This is a genomic window from Burkholderia anthinoferrum, assembly GCF_002925705.1.
GTDB classification, from domain to species: Bacteria; Pseudomonadota; Gammaproteobacteria; order Burkholderiales; family Burkholderiaceae; genus Burkholderia; species Burkholderia semiarida.
This window is the reverse complement of record NZ_LFZP01000046.1, coordinates 16,977-33,560: the sequence shown is the minus strand read 5'-3', so window position 1 is coordinate 33,560 and position 16,584 is coordinate 16,977. Positions and strand designations below refer to the sequence as shown.

Sequence of the window (16,584 nt, the reverse complement as noted above, 5' to 3'; positions counted from 1 at the left end):
CGCCTCACTTTCTCCCACGATTCATCGAAATATAAACACCACTAATACAACCACCACGATCAATCGAAAAAACCGCCCTGGTATTCACATCCTTCTTTTCATATATATATGCCCACCACGTCCCGTGAGAAACCGGATATTTTTCAACATTATCAAATATCTCGAACAGATCGCTCGGTGTTATACATATTTCCTTGCTATCAATGGGGAGCGACAACCCGGCCCTATAGAAACCTCTCCCCATAGGCCAGAATATTCCATAGTCAAACCCTCTCGTCTTCCTGTATTCTTTAGAGGATGCCATGCGTTTCACATCAACCCCATACCCCTCAATCACTCCCTTGCTATCGCTAACTGGCTGCCGTGGGTCCACTCTGTAGTCAATCCTTAGTCGATTCGCAACAAACTCGACATTCTCAAGATCGCCAGAATCTGCAACAGTCTTGATATCCGTCAAAAAAATCTTTGGAGACCGAACCGGGTAATCCTCCACTGAATTAATCGCACACGCAGAGACAAAAAACGAAATCACGAGCAAAACAAAAATCTTCCTCACGCCCCCCAATGCTAAGCCATGACGTCGACCATCCTCTGGCAGCAATGGCAAGCCATCTTGATCCGCTTCATATTTCATACGTAGATCTAATCAATATATACACAACATCAACACTTATCCCTACATCACACTATTGAACCGCACGATGCCATGTCACGAAGATATAGAAATAATTGAAAGAAGACAAGCGAACGCTTAACTTCCGTACGCATACGAAACGACAGAATAATTCCGTACTTGTCCGAGTATGCGATATATTCCTGCCGAGCACCGTCGGTTAAGTCTCCCAATAGCATCCCCCACGCAGGCTAATCTCAACATAAAGAAGGAAACGGATGGCGGTCGTAAAGCGGTGGCCACGGCCGCGCTAACAATTCCGCCCAATTTTCACCAGAATCCCGACGTCAATTTGGAGACGAAGGCTCCGCTTCCTATGCGATCTTGGAAAACAAGCCATCTTTCCAAGATCCGCCGTGCGACCTCAACGTAATTCAAAAGTTGAACATCAAGTCGGCTACAAACAATGCTATCCAACGTGCTGATTGTTACGTTACTCAACTCATCCAAGCTCTGCCACATCGTACTCGCATATTGGACCCACGCAGCAGGACCCGTAGAAAGACACACCGCATTGTTCGACACTTACCCCATCTGAGCGGAACCATATTGCAGCGAATTTAATTCCTTTCCCATGGCGAACCCAGCCCATCCCACTCATCAAGTTCATGCCAAGCCATGAATCACTCCTCTTTCGATGAAAAAATTCTGGTCATAAAAAACCAAATCCAACTAAGACCTAGAGAAATACTCATAATATGAGCACCGCCGGCGAACAATGGCCCCACCAAGCCAAGCCACAATCGAGACTCACTAATTGGAATGAAATTAAATTCGTAGTAATACCCCTCAACCAAAACAAAAATCCCACATAAAAGGAAAAACGGAGCCCCAAAAATTACCTTTGCCTTCCCTGCCATCGACAATCTTTCATACGTTTCCCTCCCCTTAGCCTGACCAGCATAAAGCAAGCGAAATCCGACCAGAAGCCTAAAAGGGAACGCGGCAAGCATCAGTGCAAAATAGAGTGCAGTGACGTCGGGGAATTTTGACTTTTCAACAGCACCGAATATCAAAGGAAATACTTTGCCGACGCCGGCTACAATCACATCCAGAAAGGGCCATTGCACCAGCACATCCTCCGGCGCAAGCCAAGCTACGATTACACCGGCGACATGCAATACCAGAATAACCGGACTGAATTTATAAATTCCAATTATTTCACCAACAATACTTCGAGATTCATTCGAATCAGTTTCCTTTTTCAATATTGAGTCACGTCCCATTAATTTTACTTTCCAATCCATTCAACATTGGCGACCCATATTAAAGCCACCCCAACCAGTTCTTACTCATTCATCAATCGCTCGACGCCAATACTTCTTTCTGCTCAGATTCGCGTAATTTCATAATTCGAAATATCAATGTCATCCCAAAAACCACATGAAAATCCGTTTTCTGCCGTACCTTACCCGTCACCGAGCACAACACCACAAAGGTATAGAAAGAATTGAAAGAAAACAAGCAAACGATTAATTTTTCATACACATACGAAACAAGGAAAACAATTCCGTACTTGTCTGATCCACGCCTTACAACCCCGAATTAGCTGCCCTTTACACATTCACAATACCAGTCGATCTACTCTATAGACCCATGAGCCAATCAATACCGCAAAAAATCAAAAAAGCCGGCGCTGTGGTAGCAATGCCGTTCAGTCAAAACCTGAAAGGTATTTTTGTTTTATCGTTGGAGTAGTAAATTTATCGTTGGAGTTGTAAACGGAGCGGCAAACTGTTAACTTGGTCAGCGATGCTGAACGACCACCTGACCTTTCTACTGGATACCGCACCTGCCGACCTCAGTCGACTCAGCAAAGCATCTGCCACATAACTGGATCGAACAGGCCATCGAAGCGGCGGGCGCGGCCGGCATTCGTCGGCGGTGCTTACCGGCCGAACAACTGGTGTGGCTGGTCATCGCGCTAGCAATCTACCGGCACTGGTCAACCAGCGAGGTGGTCGATAGATTCGATCTGGTCTTGCCAACGAGGGCACGTTCGTCAGCAAGAGCACCGTCGCTCAAGCACGCCCAGGCCCGGCGATGCGCCCGCGGCCCGGCTTATCGGGTTCATTCCGTGCCATTTTTACCCCCTCATTTTCGACGACACCCATGAGACAAAAATAAAAACCCATACAAAACCTACTGCAACACCGAATGCCTCAACACCGCCCGCAAATAATGGCCCGACAAGCCCAAGAAAAAATCTAGAATTTGAAATAGGAATGATGTTAATTTCATAGTACGGCCGACCAAACAATACCGCCACGATCCCAAACCCAAAGAAAATAACGACTCCAATTGAAGCAAAAATTCTTTTCCAGAAAAATCCTCTAATTATTTCAAATGTCCTATCCCTATCCGCATAAAATGCCCTAGTTGAATCAATGATTCTCAGCGGCAGAAACACATACATGATCGAAAAATACAATCCGGTCACCTCAGGAAACACCGACCTCTCAATCGCTTCCCCTATAACTGGAAATATATTCGCCATATAGGACACAAACCTTCCGAGCGTCTGGTATTGCACCAATATGTCATCGGGAGCAAACCATGCCATCAGAGCGGAGACGAAATGCAAAGCCAACATTCGCGGACAGTAGCGGTAATACCTCAGAAGGCCTTTCAATTCATTCATAGATTGCTTCGCCAGAATTCTTATACTCGCAAAGAGGCCTCACCCTACAATCGGCCTTAATTTACGTCCCTCAAAGCCACATCGACCCCTCAAAAATATAGAAAGAATTGAAAGAAAACAAGCAAACGCTTAATTTTCATACATATACGAAACACGGAAAACAATTCCGTACTTGTCTGACCCACGTCTTACGGTCCTGAATTAGCTGATCTATATGTACCCACCACCAGTCGATCTACTCTATAGACCCACGAGCCAATCAATACCGCCAAAATAAAAAAGCCGGCACTCTGGCCGGCTTTTCCGCTAAACCTGAAGACCGACGTATTGTCAGTCGCTATGTACAGTCAGCACACGATACGTGTTCACGACACGGTGCATCAAACATCAAACTTCACCCCCTGCGCCAGCGGCAGTTGCCGGCTGTAGTTGATCGTATTCGTCGCCCGGCGCATATACGCCTTCCACGCATCCGAACCCGACTCGCGCCCACCGCCCGTTTCCTTCTCGCCGCCGAACGCGCCGCCGATTTCCGCGCCGCTCGTGCCGATGTTCACGTTGACGATCCCGCAATCGCTGCCGGCCGCCGACATGAACTGCTCGGCCTCGCGCATGTCGTTCGTGAAGATCGCCGACGACAAGCCTTGCGGCACCGCGTTGTGCAGCTCGATCGCGTCGTCGAAGTTGTCGTAGACCATCACGTACAGAATCGGCGCGAACGTCTCGCGCTCGACCACCGCCGACTGCTGCGGCATCCGCACGATGGCCGGACGCACGTAGTACGCATCCGCATGACCGACGTCGACGCGCTCGCCGCCCTTCACTTCGCCGCCCTGCTCGCGCGCATCGGCCAGCGCCTTCTGCATCGCGTCGAACGACGCACGATCAACCAGCGGGCCGACCAGCGTGCCTTCCTCGAGCGGGTTGCCGACCTTCACCGACGCATAGGCCTTCTCGATGCGCGGCAGCAGTTGCTCGACGAGGCTGCGATGCACGATCAAACGACGCAGCGTCGTGCAGCGCTGGCCGGCCGTGCCGACCGCCGCGAACGTGACCGCGCGCACGACGAGATCGAGGTCGGCGCTCGGCGCGACGATCATCCCGTTGTTGCCGCCGAGTTCGAGGATGCCGCGTGCCAGGCGCTGGCTCAGCACCTTCGCGACTTCCTGGCCCATCCGCACGCTGCCCGTCGCGCTGACGACCGGCACCTTCTTCGACGCCGCCAGCACCTCGCCGACATCGCGCATGCCGAGCACCAGTTGGCTCAGCTCCGCCGGCGCGACGCCCGGATGCGTCTTTTCGAACTCGCGAAGCGCCTTCTGGAGCAGCACGTGGCAAGCGATCGCGGTGAGCGGCGTCTTCTCGGACGGCTTCCACACGACCGAATCGCCACACACGAACGCGAGCGCCGCATTCCACGCCCACACCGCGACCGGGAAGTTGAACGCCGAAATCACGCCGCACACGCCGATCGGGTGCCACGTTTCCATCATCCGGTGGCCCGGGCGCTCCGATGCGATCGTGAGGCCGTAAAGCTGGCGCGACAGGCCGACCGCGAAATCGCAGATGTCGATCATTTCCTGCACTTCGCCGAGCCCTTCCGACGTGATCTTGCCGGCCTCGAGCGTGACGAGGCGGCCCAGTTCGGCCTTGTGCTCGCGCAACACGTTGCCGAACACGCGCACGAGTTCGCCGCGCACCGGCGCCGGCACCGTGCGCCACTTGAGGAACGCGTCGTGCGCGGCGTCGATCTTGCGCTCGGCGTCGGCGGGCGTGTCGACGGCCAGCGTCGCGAGCGTCGCGCCGTCGAGCGGCGAACGCGCGGTCAGCGCATTGCCTTTCCACTGGGCGAGATCGATGTCGAGCGCGGCAAGAATGTCGTTGAATTGCATCACTTCCTCTTCAGGGACAGATTGATCGGTGCGGCGGCAGCGCCGCCCGCGTGATTCGATTGGAGCGCGTTCGAGCGCCTCGTGCAAGCGGATGCGCCGCGCGGCGGGCCCGATGCGCCATCCGGCGCATCGCGCTGCGCCGCCGCCGAAAGCCCGCCCGGACGGCGCGCCCCGGCCTCGCGAGGCACGATCCATGAAACACATTGTCGATGGCCACAAGTCGGGCCGCTATTGATATTAACTCACGACTTCATTCCCAAAACGCAAGAAGTCAGTCGGGCAGCCGCGTCCGTTCGTGCTCCGATATCGGACGTTTCCAAAGCTCGTGGACGGGTGCTCGGACGCGTCGCGCCGCGACAGTAGTTGATGATCATCCCGCATCACCCTGTTCGGAAATATCGTTTGCCCGCCCGCGCACCCCGCACCCACAATCGGTGCGACGTCGAGGTGCAACGCACCCGGCGTGCCGCCGGCCGCCACTACGGCGCCCGGACGACCGACGAAGGCGCACGCATCAGGGCCCGGCTCAGCGGGCCGGCTTCGCCCCGCATCACCGCTGCCCGGCCCGCGGCCGGCAACGCGTCGCGCTTCGTCACCGAACAACAATCCCGGAGACAGCGCCCAGCGCCCGCCATGCATTCAGATGCCCGCCCCGATTCGTCCCGCCCGTCCGGCTCGCCGCCCGCGAAGCCGTCCCTCCACCGTGCGTTGCAGGCCCGCCATCTGCGGATGATCGCGATCGGCGGCTCGATCGGCACGGGCCTGTTCGTCGCGTCCGGCGCGTCGATCTCGCAGGCCGGGCCGGGCGGCGCGATGCTTGCGTACATGGTGATCGGCCTGATGGTCTATTTCCTGATGACGAGCCTCGGCGAGATGGCCGCGTTCATGCCGGTGTCGGGCTCGTTCGCGACCTACGGCGCGAAGTTCGTCGACGAAGGCTTCGGCTTCGCGCTCGGCTGGAACTACTGGTACAGCTGGGCCGTGACGCTGGCGGTGGAACTGGTCGCCGCGCAGCTCGTGATGAATTACTGGTTCCCGCACGTGCCGGGCGTCTGGTGGAGCGCGCTGTTTCTCACGCTGATCTTCGCGCTCAACGCGCTGTCGGTGCGCGGCTTCGGCGAAGCCGAATACTGGTTCGCGCTGGTCAAGGTGCTGACGGTGCTCGCGTTCGTCGGCGTCGGGCTGCTGATGATCTTCGGGATCATGCAGGGCGGCCCGAGCGCCGGCTGGGGCAACTTCACGACCGGCGACGCGCCGTTCGTCGGCGGCTGGGCGACGATGCTCGGCGTCGCGATGATCGCGGGCTTCTCGTTCCAGGGCACCGAGATGATCGGCGTCGCGGCCGGCGAATCGGAAAACCCGCGCACGACGATTCCGCGCGCGGTGAGCCAGATCTTCTGGCGCATCCTGCTGTTCTACGTGTTCGCGATTTTCGTGACCGGCGTGCTGATTCCGTACACCGACCCGAGCCTGCTGAAGAGCGACGTGACCGATATCGGCGTGAGCCCCTTCACGCTCGTGTTCCGCCACGCGGGCCTCGCGTTCGCGGCCGGCGTGATGAACGCGGTGATCCTGACGGCCGTGCTGTCGGCCGGCAACTCGGGCATGTATGCGTCGACGCGGATGCTCTACAACCTCGCGGTCGAGGGTCGTGCGCCCAGACTCTTCGCGAAGCTGTCGCCGGGCGGCGTGCCGCGCAACGCGCTGTATGCGACCACCGCCGTCGGCGCACTGTGCTTCCTCACGTCGCTGTATGGCGACAAGACCGTGTACCTGTGGCTGCTCAACACGTCGGGCATGGCCGGCTTCATCACGTGGCTCGGCATCGCGGTCAGCCACTACCGGTTCCGCAAGGGCTTCCTTAAGCAGGGCTACCGGCTCGACCAGTTGCCGTACCGGTCGAAGTGGTTCCCGTTCGGCCCGCTGTTCGCGTTCGCGCTGTGCGCGGTCGTCGCGCTCGGCCAGGACTACCACGCGTTCCTCGCCGACAGGATCGACTGGACGGGCGTCGCCGCGACCTACATCGGCCTGCCGTTCTTCCTCGCGATCTGGCTCGGCTACGCACTCGTGCGCAAATGCCGCCTGGTGCGCTACGAGGACATGGAAATCGCGCCGTGGATCGAACGCAACGCGGCGCATGAAGCAGCCGAAAAGGCCGACGCCGGTTATCCGGCCTACGTTGCCCGCCCGGTCAACCCGACGCCGGGCGCCTGACGCCCGGTACCGCGCCAGCGGCCACCCCTTCGCGGCGCCCGGCCCGCTGCGCTGAAAACCCCATTCGACGCGGCGCGCGCGTTCAGGCAAGATCGACGCGCCGCCCGTTTTTCCGCCGTCACGAGTCACCGAACACGCATGCAGAACTTCTACGAAGCCACCGTTTCCCGCCAGCCCTACCCGCAACTGACCGGCACGATCGATACGCAGGTCTGCATCGTCGGCGGCGGCCTCGCCGGCCTGTGCACGGCGCTCGGCCTCGTCGAACGCGGCGTGCACGATGTCGTGGTGCTGGACAGCGAGCGGGTCGGCTTCGGCGCGTCGGGCCGCAACGGCGGCTTCGTGTTCGGCGGCTACAGCCTCGACAACGCCGACCTGCTGCGCACGCTCGGCCGCGACGAAGGGCGCCGGCTGTACCGGCTCACCGTCGACGCGGTCGACCTGATCCGCGCGCGCATCGCCCGCTACGGAATCGACTGCGACATCGTCGACCGGGGCGTGATGCTCGCGAACTGGTTCGACGATCCGGCGCGGCTCGACAGCGTGCGCACGCTGATGAAAGACGAGCTCGGCGTCGACTGGGAACCCGTCCCGACCGACGCGCTGCGCGAGCGGCTGAAGACGCGGCGCTATTACGGCGGCCTGTTCGAGCCGAACGCATTCCATTTCCATCCGCTGAAGTACGTGCTCGGCGTCGCGGCGGCCGCGTCGCGCGGCGGCGCCCGCGTGTTCGAGCGCTCGGCCGCGCTCGGCATCGCGCGCGACGGCGCCGGCTACGTCGTGCGCACGGCGCAGGGCACGGTGCGCGCGAGGGACGTCGTGTTCGCCGGCGGCGGCTACGCGCGCGGCGTGTCGCCGCGCATCGAGCGCGCGGTGCTGCCGATCGCGACCTACGTGATCGCGACCGAACCGCTCGGCACGCGCCTGCCCGACGCGATCGACGCGCCGTACGCGATCTACGACACGCGTTTCGCGTTCGACTACTACCGTCCGCTGAAGGACACGCGGATCCTGTGGGGCGGCCGGATCTCCGTGCTCGACCGCGGCCCCGACGCGATCGCGCGCCTGCTGCGGCGCGACCTGCTGCGCGTGTATCCGCAACTTGACGGCGTGAAGGTCGACTACGCGTGGGGCGGGCTGATGAGCTACGCGCGGCACAAGATGCCGCAGATCGGCCGCGACGCCGACGGCGTGTGGCACGCGATCGCTTTCGGCGGCCACGGGATGGCGCCGACCACGGTGGCCGGCGAGACGCTCGCCGCCGCGCTGGCCGAAGGCCGGCCGGTGCCGGACGGCTTCGCCGCGTTCGGGCTCACGCGCACGTTCGGGCTGGCCGGCCTCGCCGCCGCGCAGCTTGCGTATACGGCGTATCAGGCCCGCGACGCGCTCGCGTCGTGCCGCCGCTGAGCGCCCGCGACGGCCTTGCCGATTAGAGCGGAAGGTCGGCCGGGCGGGCATTTTCCGCATGCTAGAATGCCTTTTCCAAGCCGCCGCGAACCACAACAAAGTCACATGAAAGCAGGAAGCAAGGCCGCCACGTCCGCCCCCCGCGCGCTTGCGTCCGATGCGCGGCGCAAATACGATCCCGAGCAAACCAAGCGCAACATCCTCGAGGTCGCCACGCAGGAATTTTCCGCGATGGGCCTCGCCGGTGCGCGCGTCGACGCGATCGCCGAGCGCACGAACACGACGAAGCGGATGCTCTACTACTACTTCGAAAGCAAGGAAGGCCTGTACGAGGCCGTGCTGGAGAAGGTGTACGGCGACATCCGCGCATTCGAGCAGGAACTGCACGTCGGCGACATGGAGCCGCGCGAAGGCATGCGCCGTCTCGTCGAATTCACGTTCGACTATCACGACAAGCATCGCGATTTCGTCCGCCTCGTGTCGATCGAGAACATCCACGGCGCGAAATATCTCGAACAGCTCAAGTCGTTCAAGAACCGCAACGTCAGCATCATCAAGACGCTCGAGGAACTGGTCGAGCGCGGCGCGGCCAGCGGCGCGTTCCGCAAGGACATCGACGCATACGACCTGCACCTGCTGATCAGCTCGTTCTGCTTCCATCGCGTGGCGAACCGCTACACGTTCGGCGCCGCATTCGGCCGCGATCCGTCGGCGCCGCGCCTGCGCGCGCGGCATCGCGACACGATCGCCGACGCGGTGCTCCGCTACGTCGCCGCGTAAGCGACGGCAACCCGTCGGAGCGCGCGCGCGCCGCGCCCGTCGCACGTCGGCGCATCAGTCCGTCGGCGCGGTCGACGCGAGCGCGATCCGCGCCTTCTCTTCCGGGCTGCCCGCCACGTAATACTTCTTCGCCCAGCTCGAATCCGGCGCGAGCGCGAGCCGTGCATGCGCGCCCGTGCCGCGCCGCTTCGCACGAATCGCCAATGCGCGAGCGCGATAGTGCTCGTAAAGTCGCAGGAATTCCGCGAGATAGATCGCCGCGATCTGCTTGTCGCGGATCTCGAGCAGGTTCTCGTCGTTGTACTGCTCGGAATTGCGGCTCATGTTCGCCGAGCCCGTATAGACGACCGGATTCGCGCCCTCCGCATCGATCACGATGAACTTGTGGTGGATCACGACGGGCGGAAACGCCGGCGCCGGCTCGCCCGGGAAGAGCCGCAACTCCGGCTCGAACCCCTGCGGCACGGTGGCCGGCGAGAAATACGACGCGTCGATCACGTCGTGGTTGTCGCGGCTGCGGTGGTACAGCTCGAGGTTCGCGAGCGCCGCCGCATCGAGCGGCTGGCCGGCCTGCCGCGCGGCATCGGCCTTCGTCGCGCCGCCAACGTTGATCCGGTTCACCAGGCCGAACATCATCAGCCCGCGGTCGCCGGCCGCGAAGCACGCATCGCGCAGCGCCGCGTCGGTCGGCATGAACAGACAGAACGACACCGAATGCTTCGCGGCCGCGATCGCGGCGACGATCGTATCGATCTCGGTACGCTGCCCCGCCGGCTCCGGCGAGTACGCAACGCGTACCTGCGCGCTGCCGATCGTCATCGGCGCCGACCAGCCGGGCGACAGCCGGGCGGTTTCCGCAATCGACGGATTCCCGGCCAGCGCGAGGGCGCGCTCGTTGTACAGCGCGGCGAGCGCGGGCGAGTCGAACGCATGCAGTACGTTGGCCTGCTCGGTGAGCCCCTCGGTCGTGAAGTTCGCGGAACCCGTCAGCACGCGCGCGGGCGCCGGGTCCGACCGCGCATCGGTCACGATGAACTTGTCGTGCATGATGTGCGTCCGGTCGCGCGGCGCGAGCGTCGCGAGGCCCTGCAGCGCATCGACGGCCGGCTGGTTCGGCGACGGCAGCGGCGGCTTGCCCTTGCGCGCCGTCGTGTGCGCGTCATAGACGATCGCGAGCGACGCTTCGCCATGCCGGCGCCCGAACGCGGCGAATGCAGGCAGCGCCCACAGCGTGTCGGTCAGGTGATAGACGGCCGACACCGCGCGCGACGCGGGATCGAGCATCTGAGCGAACACCTGCTCCATGTCGTTCGCGAGCCACGTGCGCAGCTTCAGCGCCTGCGCGGCGCTCGGCGCCTCGTTCGGCGCGAGGCCGAGCGCCGCGACCTGCTTCGCGAACGCCTGCGAGCTGACCACCGCGCGGTTGAACCACGTGCCGATGCCGTCCTCGACGTGCGCGGGCAGCACGACGTCGCACGCGCCGGCTTGCGCGTCGAGCACCTGCAGGTTCGCCGGCGTGCCGACGACCGGAAAGACGTCGTAGCGAAACGACGCACCGCGGTCCTGCGGATCGATGCGCGCGTCCCACCACATGAATTTCTGGATCGGCGCCTGATCGGTCGGCGCATCACCCTGCGTGTCGGCGGCCGGGCCGTCGAACGTCAGGCGGTTGGGCAGCCAGCTGTCCGGCGCACGCGTCTTGCCGTCGGCCGCCCAGAAGCCCGGCGTGCGCCGGATCGCGAAGCCGAGGAAATCGGCGCGCGACGCCGCATCGGGCCAGTCGAAAGCCAGCAGGACGAGGGTGGGGGAAAGATAGCTGCGCACGCTGACGGCCATTCGTTGCTCCCTGGCCTGACGGCCGGTCGAGGTGAATGGGTCAGTGTCGACGGCGGTTCTTCCGGCACGATGACCGTTCGATGAACCTTGTATGTCGGACGCGCGTCAGTCGCACACGAGCAGCTCGATGCCGCGAGCGGTCAGCGCGCGGCGCACCGCCTTGTCCGGCGCGCGTTCGGTGACGAGATAGCGGGCGGCCGACGCGCCGTTGATCCGCACCGGCGTCACGCGGCCGAACTTCGAATGGTCGGCGACGATGATCGCCGTGCCCGCCGCCGCGATCATCCGGCTGCGCACTTCTGCCGCGAGCCGCGAATAGTCGGTGCATTCGCCGTCGGGCGTGATGCCGCCGGCGCCGACGAACGCGAAATCGACGTGGTATTGCGCGAGCTGGTGGATCGTGTCGAGCCCGAACGTGGCGTCCTCGTCGTCGGACAGCTCGCCGCCGAGCAGCGTCACGCGGTTGCCGTTGCGCCGCGCGAGCACGAACGCGGTGCGCCAGTCGTTCGTGTAGATCGACAGCCGGTGCCGGTCGGCGAGCGCCAGCGCGACCGCATGCGGCGTGCTGCCCGAATCGATCAGCACCGATGCATCGTCGGGCACGAATTCGGCCGCGCGCCGCCCGATCGTGCGCTTCGCGTCGGCGTTCGCGGCTTCGCGCTCGGACAGGCTCGGCTCGCGGCGATCCGCGGCCAGCGCGCCGCCATGCGTCATCACGAGCAGGCCGCGCGCGGCCAGCGCGTTCAGGTCGCGCCGCACGGTTTCGCGCGACACGTCGAGCGAACGGACGAGTTCCGCGACCGACAGCGCGCCCGAGCGTCCAAGCTCCGACAGGATGTATTGATGACGTTGTTCCGCCAGCATCGCGTGTGCGCCCGAGGCGACTGGTAATGGATAAGCCGGCCATTGTATTACGGTCGTTTGACGACCATTTGACCGCGCCGGGGAATGCGGCCGGGCGGCGGCCGCGCGCGTCGCCCGAAAGCGAAATTCAGTATTGCCGGGCGCGCGCGAATCGGCGCGGCGCCGGTTGCTACACTTGGCGTTTCGCCGAACGACCGACTAAGACCGACCAACCAGGGGGCTCGCGCCATGTATCGCAAAGGCAGTGTGATCGAAATCCAGTTTCCGCCGGAACGCCTCAACGACGCGGCGGGCGACCCGTACTGGATCGACCTGACGCTCGACGAAGCGCGCCGGCTCTACGAACAGCTCGCCGCGCGCTTCGCGACCGACGCGCGCGCCAACCAGCCGCTCGATACGTTCTCGATCGACTGATCGCCGCCGCGTCGTAGCCGCCCGCACGGGGCGGTACGCATCGCCTTCGCATCGCCCACCCGGCGCGCGATGATCGCCCGCACCGTCACGCACCGCCCGGCGTGAGTGCAGGATTCGACAAGACACCGGCACGGCTTCGCCCGATACTGGCCGACTTTCCGGTTCTGTCCGGCCGCGTCGCGGCCCGTCACGCATGCTCAACTCGATCGTCGCCGCCGTTTTCGTCGCGCTCTGGTCCACCGGCTTCATCGTTGCACGGGCGATCAAGCCCTACGCCGATCCGAACCTGTTCCTGCTGGCGCGCTTCGCGGGCACGGCCGCGCTGTTCGGCGTGGTGGCGCTCGTCGCACGCGCGCCGTGGCCGGCCCGCCGCGAATGGCCGCGCCACCTGATCGCCGGCGCGCTGCTGCAAGGCGTCTATCTCGGCGCGAGCTACTGGGCCGTCGCGCAAGGATTGAACGCGGGCGTGATGGCGCTGCTCGGCGCGCTGCAGCCGCTCGCCACCGCCGTGCTCGCGGTCCCGCTGTTCAACGAACGCCTGCCCGCGCGCGGCTGGCTCGGGATGGCGCTCGGGCTGGCCGGCGTCGCGCTCGTGCTCGCGCCGAAGGTCACGGGCGGCGTCGCGCCGCCGCCGGGCGCGGCGCCTGCGTGGCTCGTCGTCACCGTGTCGGTTCTCGCGGTCGGGGCGATCACCGCCGGCTCGCTGTACCAGAAAGGCAAGCTCGCGCAGAGCGACCTGCGCACGGCGGTCGCCGTGCAGAACTTCGGCGCGGCGGTCGTCGCGGCCGCCTTCGTCGTGCTGCTCCATGAAACCCGCTGGATCGGCGCGCCGGCGCTGTGGGTGTCGCTCGTATGGGGCGTCGTGTTCCTGTCCGGCGGCGCGGTCACGATGCTGATGTGGATGCTGCGGCGCGGCAACGCCGCTCGCGCGACGTCGCTGCTGTTTCTCGCGCCGCCGCTGGCCGCGCTGCAGGGTTACGGGCTGTTCGGCGAAACGCTCGCGACGATCCAGCTCGCCGGCTTCGCGCTCGCGCTGGTGGGCGTCGTGCTCGCGCGGCGCTGACGCCCGCCGTCGCCCCGCCCGGAGGCCGTTCGCGCCGCATCCCGCACCTGCCTGGCGCACCGCGCACCATGGCGACGCGCCGCGTCTCGCCGAAGCAACGCGAAACCGCCGGAAACGCAGGCCCGGCGCGGCGGCGCGCCGCGATTGCGCTTATGATGGGCGCCTTGCAATTCGTTCCGGAATTTCCCTCATGACCTCCGCCGATTACGCCAGCCGCCAACGCGCGATCATTGCCGAACTGAACGTCGCCCCGCACTTCGACGCCGAAGCCGAAATCGCCCGGCGCGTCGATTTCCTCGCGCAGTACCTTCGTTCGACCGGCCTGCGGACCTACGTGCTCGGCATCAGCGGCGGCGTCGATTCGTCGACGGCCGGCCGCCTTGCGCAACTGGCGGTCGAGCGCCTGCGCGCCGACGGCTACGATGCACGCTTCATCGCGATGCGCCTGCCGAACGGCGTGCAGAACGACGAAGAGGATGCGCAGCGCGCGCTGGCGTTCGTGCGCGCGGACGAGGTGCTGACGGTCGACGTGAAGCCGGCCGCCGATGCGATGCTCCGTTCGCTGGTCGCATCCGGCCATGCGTTCGACACGCCCGCGCAGCAGGATTTCGTGCACGGCAACATCAAGGCGCGCGAGCGCATGATCGCGCAATACGCGGTAGCCGGCGCGCGGCGCGGCATCGTGATCGGCACGGATCACGCGGCCGAATCGCTGATGGGTTTCTTCACGAAGTTCGGCGACGGCGGCGCGGACATCCTGCCGCTCGCGGGCCTGAGCAAGCGTCGCGTGCGCGCGGTCGCGCGCGCGCTCGGCGGCGACGAGCTGATCGTGATGAAGGTGCCGACGGCCGACCTCGAGGAGCTGCGCCCGCTGCGCCCCGACGAGCACGCGTATGGCGTGACCTACGACGAGATCGACGATTTCCTCGAAGGCAAGCCGGTTGCCGATCGCGTGTATGAAACGGTGCTGCGCTTCTACGACGGCTCACGCCACAAGCGCGCACTGCCGTACACGATGTTCGACTGGCCGGCCACCGCATAAGCCGGCCGCCGCGCCACCGACATACCGCCGCGCGCACCGTCACGGCTGCGCGCGGCCGACCGGCGACGGGCCACGCTACGCGCGCCCGCCCGTCTTCTTCGCCTGCAGCGCACGAATGCGCATGCGCGCGCCCGTATCGCTGACCGTCGCGTCGTACATCGTCGCGAGATCGCGCTTGAGCGCGGTGCGCGACCCGGCGTCGAGGTACACCATGTGCCCCGACGGATAGAACCGCGCGGACAGGTTCTGCCGCACCTTCTGGTCCTCCAGCGGCATCTGCTGCAGATCGATCACGGTCTGGTAGAACGGCGTGACGAAATCGTAGAAGCCGTTCGCCGACAGCACCTTCAGGTCCACGTTCAGCGCCATCACCGCGGCGAGGTCGCCGGCCGTGTAGAGAATCACGTTGCCCTGCGCATCGATGCCCTGCTGCGCGCCGGTCGGGTCGATGTGGCTGAAATCCCAGTTCTTGAAAGCCTGGTCGTTCAGGTCCGTGAACGCCGAGTTCGACGTGAACTTCAACTGCTCGTTCAGGTAGCTGTTCCACATCGCCGTATAGACGCCCGTCACGGCCGTCATCGTCGGGTCGTTGCCACCCGAATTCGGGTCGATCTTGCCGGCGATGCCCGACGAGATCCCGGTCACGCGGCCGTCGTACGAACCGAGCGCGAGCCCCTGCGCATGCAGCAGCGTCGTCAGGAACAGCGAATTGCCGCGCGTGTCGTAGCCCGCGATGTCGAGCCCCCACGATTGCAGCGTCGCCGTGTCGATGCCCGTGTATTCCGACAGTTTCCGCACGGTGGCCGGGTCCGCATGCGGCGCCGCGCGCAGCGCGCTCAGGTAGTCGGTGCGCGCGAACTGCGCGACTTCCTCGACGAACGCGCCGAGATCGCTCGGCGCCGGCTTGATGCCGAGCTTCTTGTGATACCACGCGTCGGCCGCGGCGGTCGGCAGCGTGCCGACCGGGTTGCCGGCCTGCCGGTAATCGAGGATCGACGATTGCAGCGTGACGCCGTTCAGGTCCACGCCGTCCTCGTGCAGCTTGTACGCGAGCACGCAGCTGCGCGCGGTGCCGTACGATTCGCCGAACAGGTATTTCGGCGAATTCCAGCGGTTGTTCTTCGTCAGGTAGCGCTTGATGAACTGCTTGAGCGAATCCGCATCCTGGTCGACGCCCCAGAAGTCGCGATTCTTGTTCGGCGCGACGGCCGCCGAATAGCCGGTTCCGACCGGATTGATGAACACCAGGTCGCTGTGGTCGATCATGCTGTCCGGGTTGTCTTCGATCTGGTACGGCGCGGGCGGCGTGAACCCCGGCATCGACGTCTTGATGCGCTTCGGCGCGAACGAGCCGAGCAGCACGAACACCGACGACGAGCCGGGCCCGCCGTTATAGAAGAACGTCACGGGCCGCGTTTCTTCCTTCGCGCCGTCCGCCGTGAACGCGACGTAGAAGATTTTCGCGGCCGGCTGCGAACTGCTGGGATCGACGGTCACGAGGTGGCCGACCGTCGCCGTGTACGCGATGCGCCTGCCGTCGATCAGGATCGTGTGGTGCGTGATCGCGGCCGCTTCGGTCGTGTCGGTCACCGAGTCGTCGGGGCCGTTGCCGTACGCGACCGGATCGAAGAACGGCTGGTCGCGGCCGCGGCTCAGCGCGACCGGGTTGATGGTCGGCGGCACGCCGTGCGAATTGTGGTCGCCGTGATGCAGCGGATACACGCCGCCGGAAGATGCGGAATCGATGCCCATCGTGCT

Annotated in this window: 13 protein-coding genes and 1 pseudogene; 7 read left to right on the top strand and 7 right to left on the bottom strand. The window is 63.6% G+C overall.

The genetic code is table 11. From position 1 onward, the window contains the following. Nucleotides 1–4: 4 nt before the first annotated feature. Nucleotides 5–634, bottom strand: coding sequence for a hypothetical protein (locus C5F75_RS36380; protein ID WP_143328761.1), 630 nt, complete (start codon nt 632–634; stop codon nt 5–7). 662 nt (nt 635–1,296) lie between these two features. Further along, nucleotides 1,297–1,920, bottom strand: coding sequence for a hypothetical protein (locus C5F75_RS17810; protein WP_226094230.1), 624 nt, complete (start codon nt 1,918–1,920; stop codon nt 1,297–1,299). Between the two features lie 505 nt (nt 1,921–2,425). On the opposite strand from C5F75_RS17810, the pseudogene C5F75_RS17805 reads away from it, so the two are divergent. Continuing rightward, nucleotides 2,426–2,736, top strand: a pseudogene (locus tag C5F75_RS17805) (transposase domain-containing protein); the annotation flags it as partial. 23 nt (nt 2,737–2,759) lie between these two features. Here the strand turns inward: C5F75_RS17805 and C5F75_RS36795 are convergent. Then, on the bottom strand, nt 2,760–3,314 hold the full coding sequence (locus C5F75_RS36795; protein ID WP_179231793.1) for a hypothetical protein: 555 nt from the start codon (nt 3,312–3,314) through the stop codon (nt 2,760–2,762). Nucleotides 3,315–3,694: 380 nt separating this feature from the next. Next, nucleotides 3,695–5,206, bottom strand: a complete 1,512-nt coding sequence (gene amaB, locus C5F75_RS17800) for an L-piperidine-6-carboxylate dehydrogenase (RefSeq protein WP_104012498.1) — start codon at nt 5,204–5,206, stop codon at nt 3,695–3,697. 633 nt (nt 5,207–5,839) lie between these two features. Here amaB and C5F75_RS17795 point away from each other — a divergent pair. The 3 genes from C5F75_RS17795 to C5F75_RS17785 all read left to right on the top strand — a co-directional run bounded on the left by C5F75_RS17795 (nt 5,840) and on the right by C5F75_RS17785 (nt 9,607). After that, nucleotides 5,840–7,420 (top strand): amino acid permease, encoded by a 1,581-nt coding sequence (locus C5F75_RS17795; RefSeq protein WP_104012497.1) that lies wholly within the window; start codon nt 5,840–5,842, stop codon nt 7,418–7,420. Between the two features lie 138 nt (nt 7,421–7,558). Further along, the gene (locus C5F75_RS17790) at nt 7,559–8,827 is read left to right on the top strand and encodes an NAD(P)/FAD-dependent oxidoreductase (RefSeq protein ID WP_104012496.1); all 1,269 of its coding nucleotides are present in this window, start codon (nt 7,559–7,561) and stop codon (nt 8,825–8,827) included. Nucleotides 8,828–8,932: 105 nt separating this feature from the next. Then, complete coding sequence (locus C5F75_RS17785) at nt 8,933–9,607, top strand: TetR family transcriptional regulator (protein WP_059643544.1); 675 nt, start codon at nt 8,933–8,935, stop codon at nt 9,605–9,607. Between the two features lie 54 nt (nt 9,608–9,661). Here the strand turns inward: C5F75_RS17785 and C5F75_RS17780 are convergent, their stop codons facing one another. Together C5F75_RS17780 and C5F75_RS17775 are read right to left on the bottom strand one after the other, a co-directional pair. After that, nucleotides 9,662–11,443 (bottom strand): phospholipase D-like domain-containing protein, encoded by a 1,782-nt coding sequence (locus tag C5F75_RS17780; protein ID WP_104012495.1) that lies wholly within the window; start codon nt 11,441–11,443, stop codon nt 9,662–9,664. 105 nt (nt 11,444–11,548) lie between these two features. Continuing rightward, complete coding sequence (locus tag C5F75_RS17775) at nt 11,549–12,307, bottom strand: DeoR/GlpR family DNA-binding transcription regulator (RefSeq protein WP_099317835.1); 759 nt, start codon at nt 12,305–12,307, stop codon at nt 11,549–11,551. Nucleotides 12,308–12,535: 228 nt separating this feature from the next. On the opposite strand from C5F75_RS17775, the gene C5F75_RS17765 reads away from it, so the two are divergent. The 3 genes from C5F75_RS17765 (at nt 12,536) to nadE (ending at nt 14,826) form a co-directional block, all read left to right on the top strand. Beyond that, nucleotides 12,536–12,721, top strand: a complete 186-nt coding sequence (locus C5F75_RS17765) for a hypothetical protein (RefSeq protein WP_006480515.1) — start codon at nt 12,536–12,538, stop codon at nt 12,719–12,721. Nucleotides 12,722–12,914: 193 nt separating this feature from the next. After that, a complete protein-coding gene (locus tag C5F75_RS17760; protein ID WP_059575559.1) occupies nt 12,915–13,784 on the top strand; it encodes a DMT family transporter in 870 nt (289 codons plus the stop codon). Between the two features lie 190 nt (nt 13,785–13,974). Next, the gene (gene nadE, locus C5F75_RS17755) at nt 13,975–14,826 is read left to right on the top strand and encodes an ammonia-dependent NAD(+) synthetase (protein WP_059575561.1); all 852 of its coding nucleotides are present in this window, start codon (nt 13,975–13,977) and stop codon (nt 14,824–14,826) included. A gap of 75 nt (nt 14,827–14,901) precedes the next feature. Here nadE and C5F75_RS17750 read toward each other — a convergent pair whose 3' ends face one another. Continuing rightward, nucleotides 14,902–16,578, bottom strand: a complete 1,677-nt coding sequence (locus C5F75_RS17750; protein ID WP_060315180.1) for a S10 family peptidase — start codon at nt 16,576–16,578, stop codon at nt 14,902–14,904. Nucleotides 16,579–16,584: the final 6 nt, after the last annotated feature.

Coding starts and splice junctions, on each gene's coding strand:
- C5F75_RS17760 (WP_059575559.1), top strand. CDS start 12,915: ATGCTCAACTCGATCGTCGCCGCCGTTTTCGTCGCGCTCTGGTCCACC.
- amaB (WP_104012498.1), bottom strand. CDS start 5,206: ATGCAATTCAACGACATTCTTGCCGCGCTCGACATCGATCTCGCCCAG.
- C5F75_RS17750 (WP_060315180.1), bottom strand. CDS start 16,578: ATGGGCATCGATTCCGCATCTTCCGGCGGCGTGTATCCGCTGCATCAC.
- C5F75_RS17775 (WP_099317835.1), bottom strand. CDS start 12,307: ATGCTGGCGGAACAACGTCATCAATACATCCTGTCGGAGCTTGGACGC.
- C5F75_RS36380 (WP_143328761.1), bottom strand. CDS start 634: ATGAAATATGAAGCGGATCAAGATGGCTTGCCATTGCTGCCAGAGGAT.
- C5F75_RS17790 (WP_104012496.1), top strand. CDS start 7,559: ATGCAGAACTTCTACGAAGCCACCGTTTCCCGCCAGCCCTACCCGCAA.
- C5F75_RS17795 (WP_104012497.1), top strand. CDS start 5,840: ATGCATTCAGATGCCCGCCCCGATTCGTCCCGCCCGTCCGGCTCGCCG.
- C5F75_RS17785 (WP_059643544.1), top strand. CDS start 8,933: ATGAAAGCAGGAAGCAAGGCCGCCACGTCCGCCCCCCGCGCGCTTGCG.
- C5F75_RS36795 (WP_179231793.1), bottom strand. CDS start 3,314: ATGAATGAATTGAAAGGCCTTCTGAGGTATTACCGCTACTGTCCGCGA.
- C5F75_RS17765 (WP_006480515.1), top strand. CDS start 12,536: ATGTATCGCAAAGGCAGTGTGATCGAAATCCAGTTTCCGCCGGAACGC.
- C5F75_RS17780 (WP_104012495.1), bottom strand. CDS start 11,443: ATGGCCGTCAGCGTGCGCAGCTATCTTTCCCCCACCCTCGTCCTGCTG.
- nadE (WP_059575561.1), top strand. CDS start 13,975: ATGACCTCCGCCGATTACGCCAGCCGCCAACGCGCGATCATTGCCGAA.
- C5F75_RS17810 (WP_226094230.1), bottom strand. CDS start 1,920: ATGGATTGGAAAGTAAAATTAATGGGACGTGACTCAATATTGAAAAAG.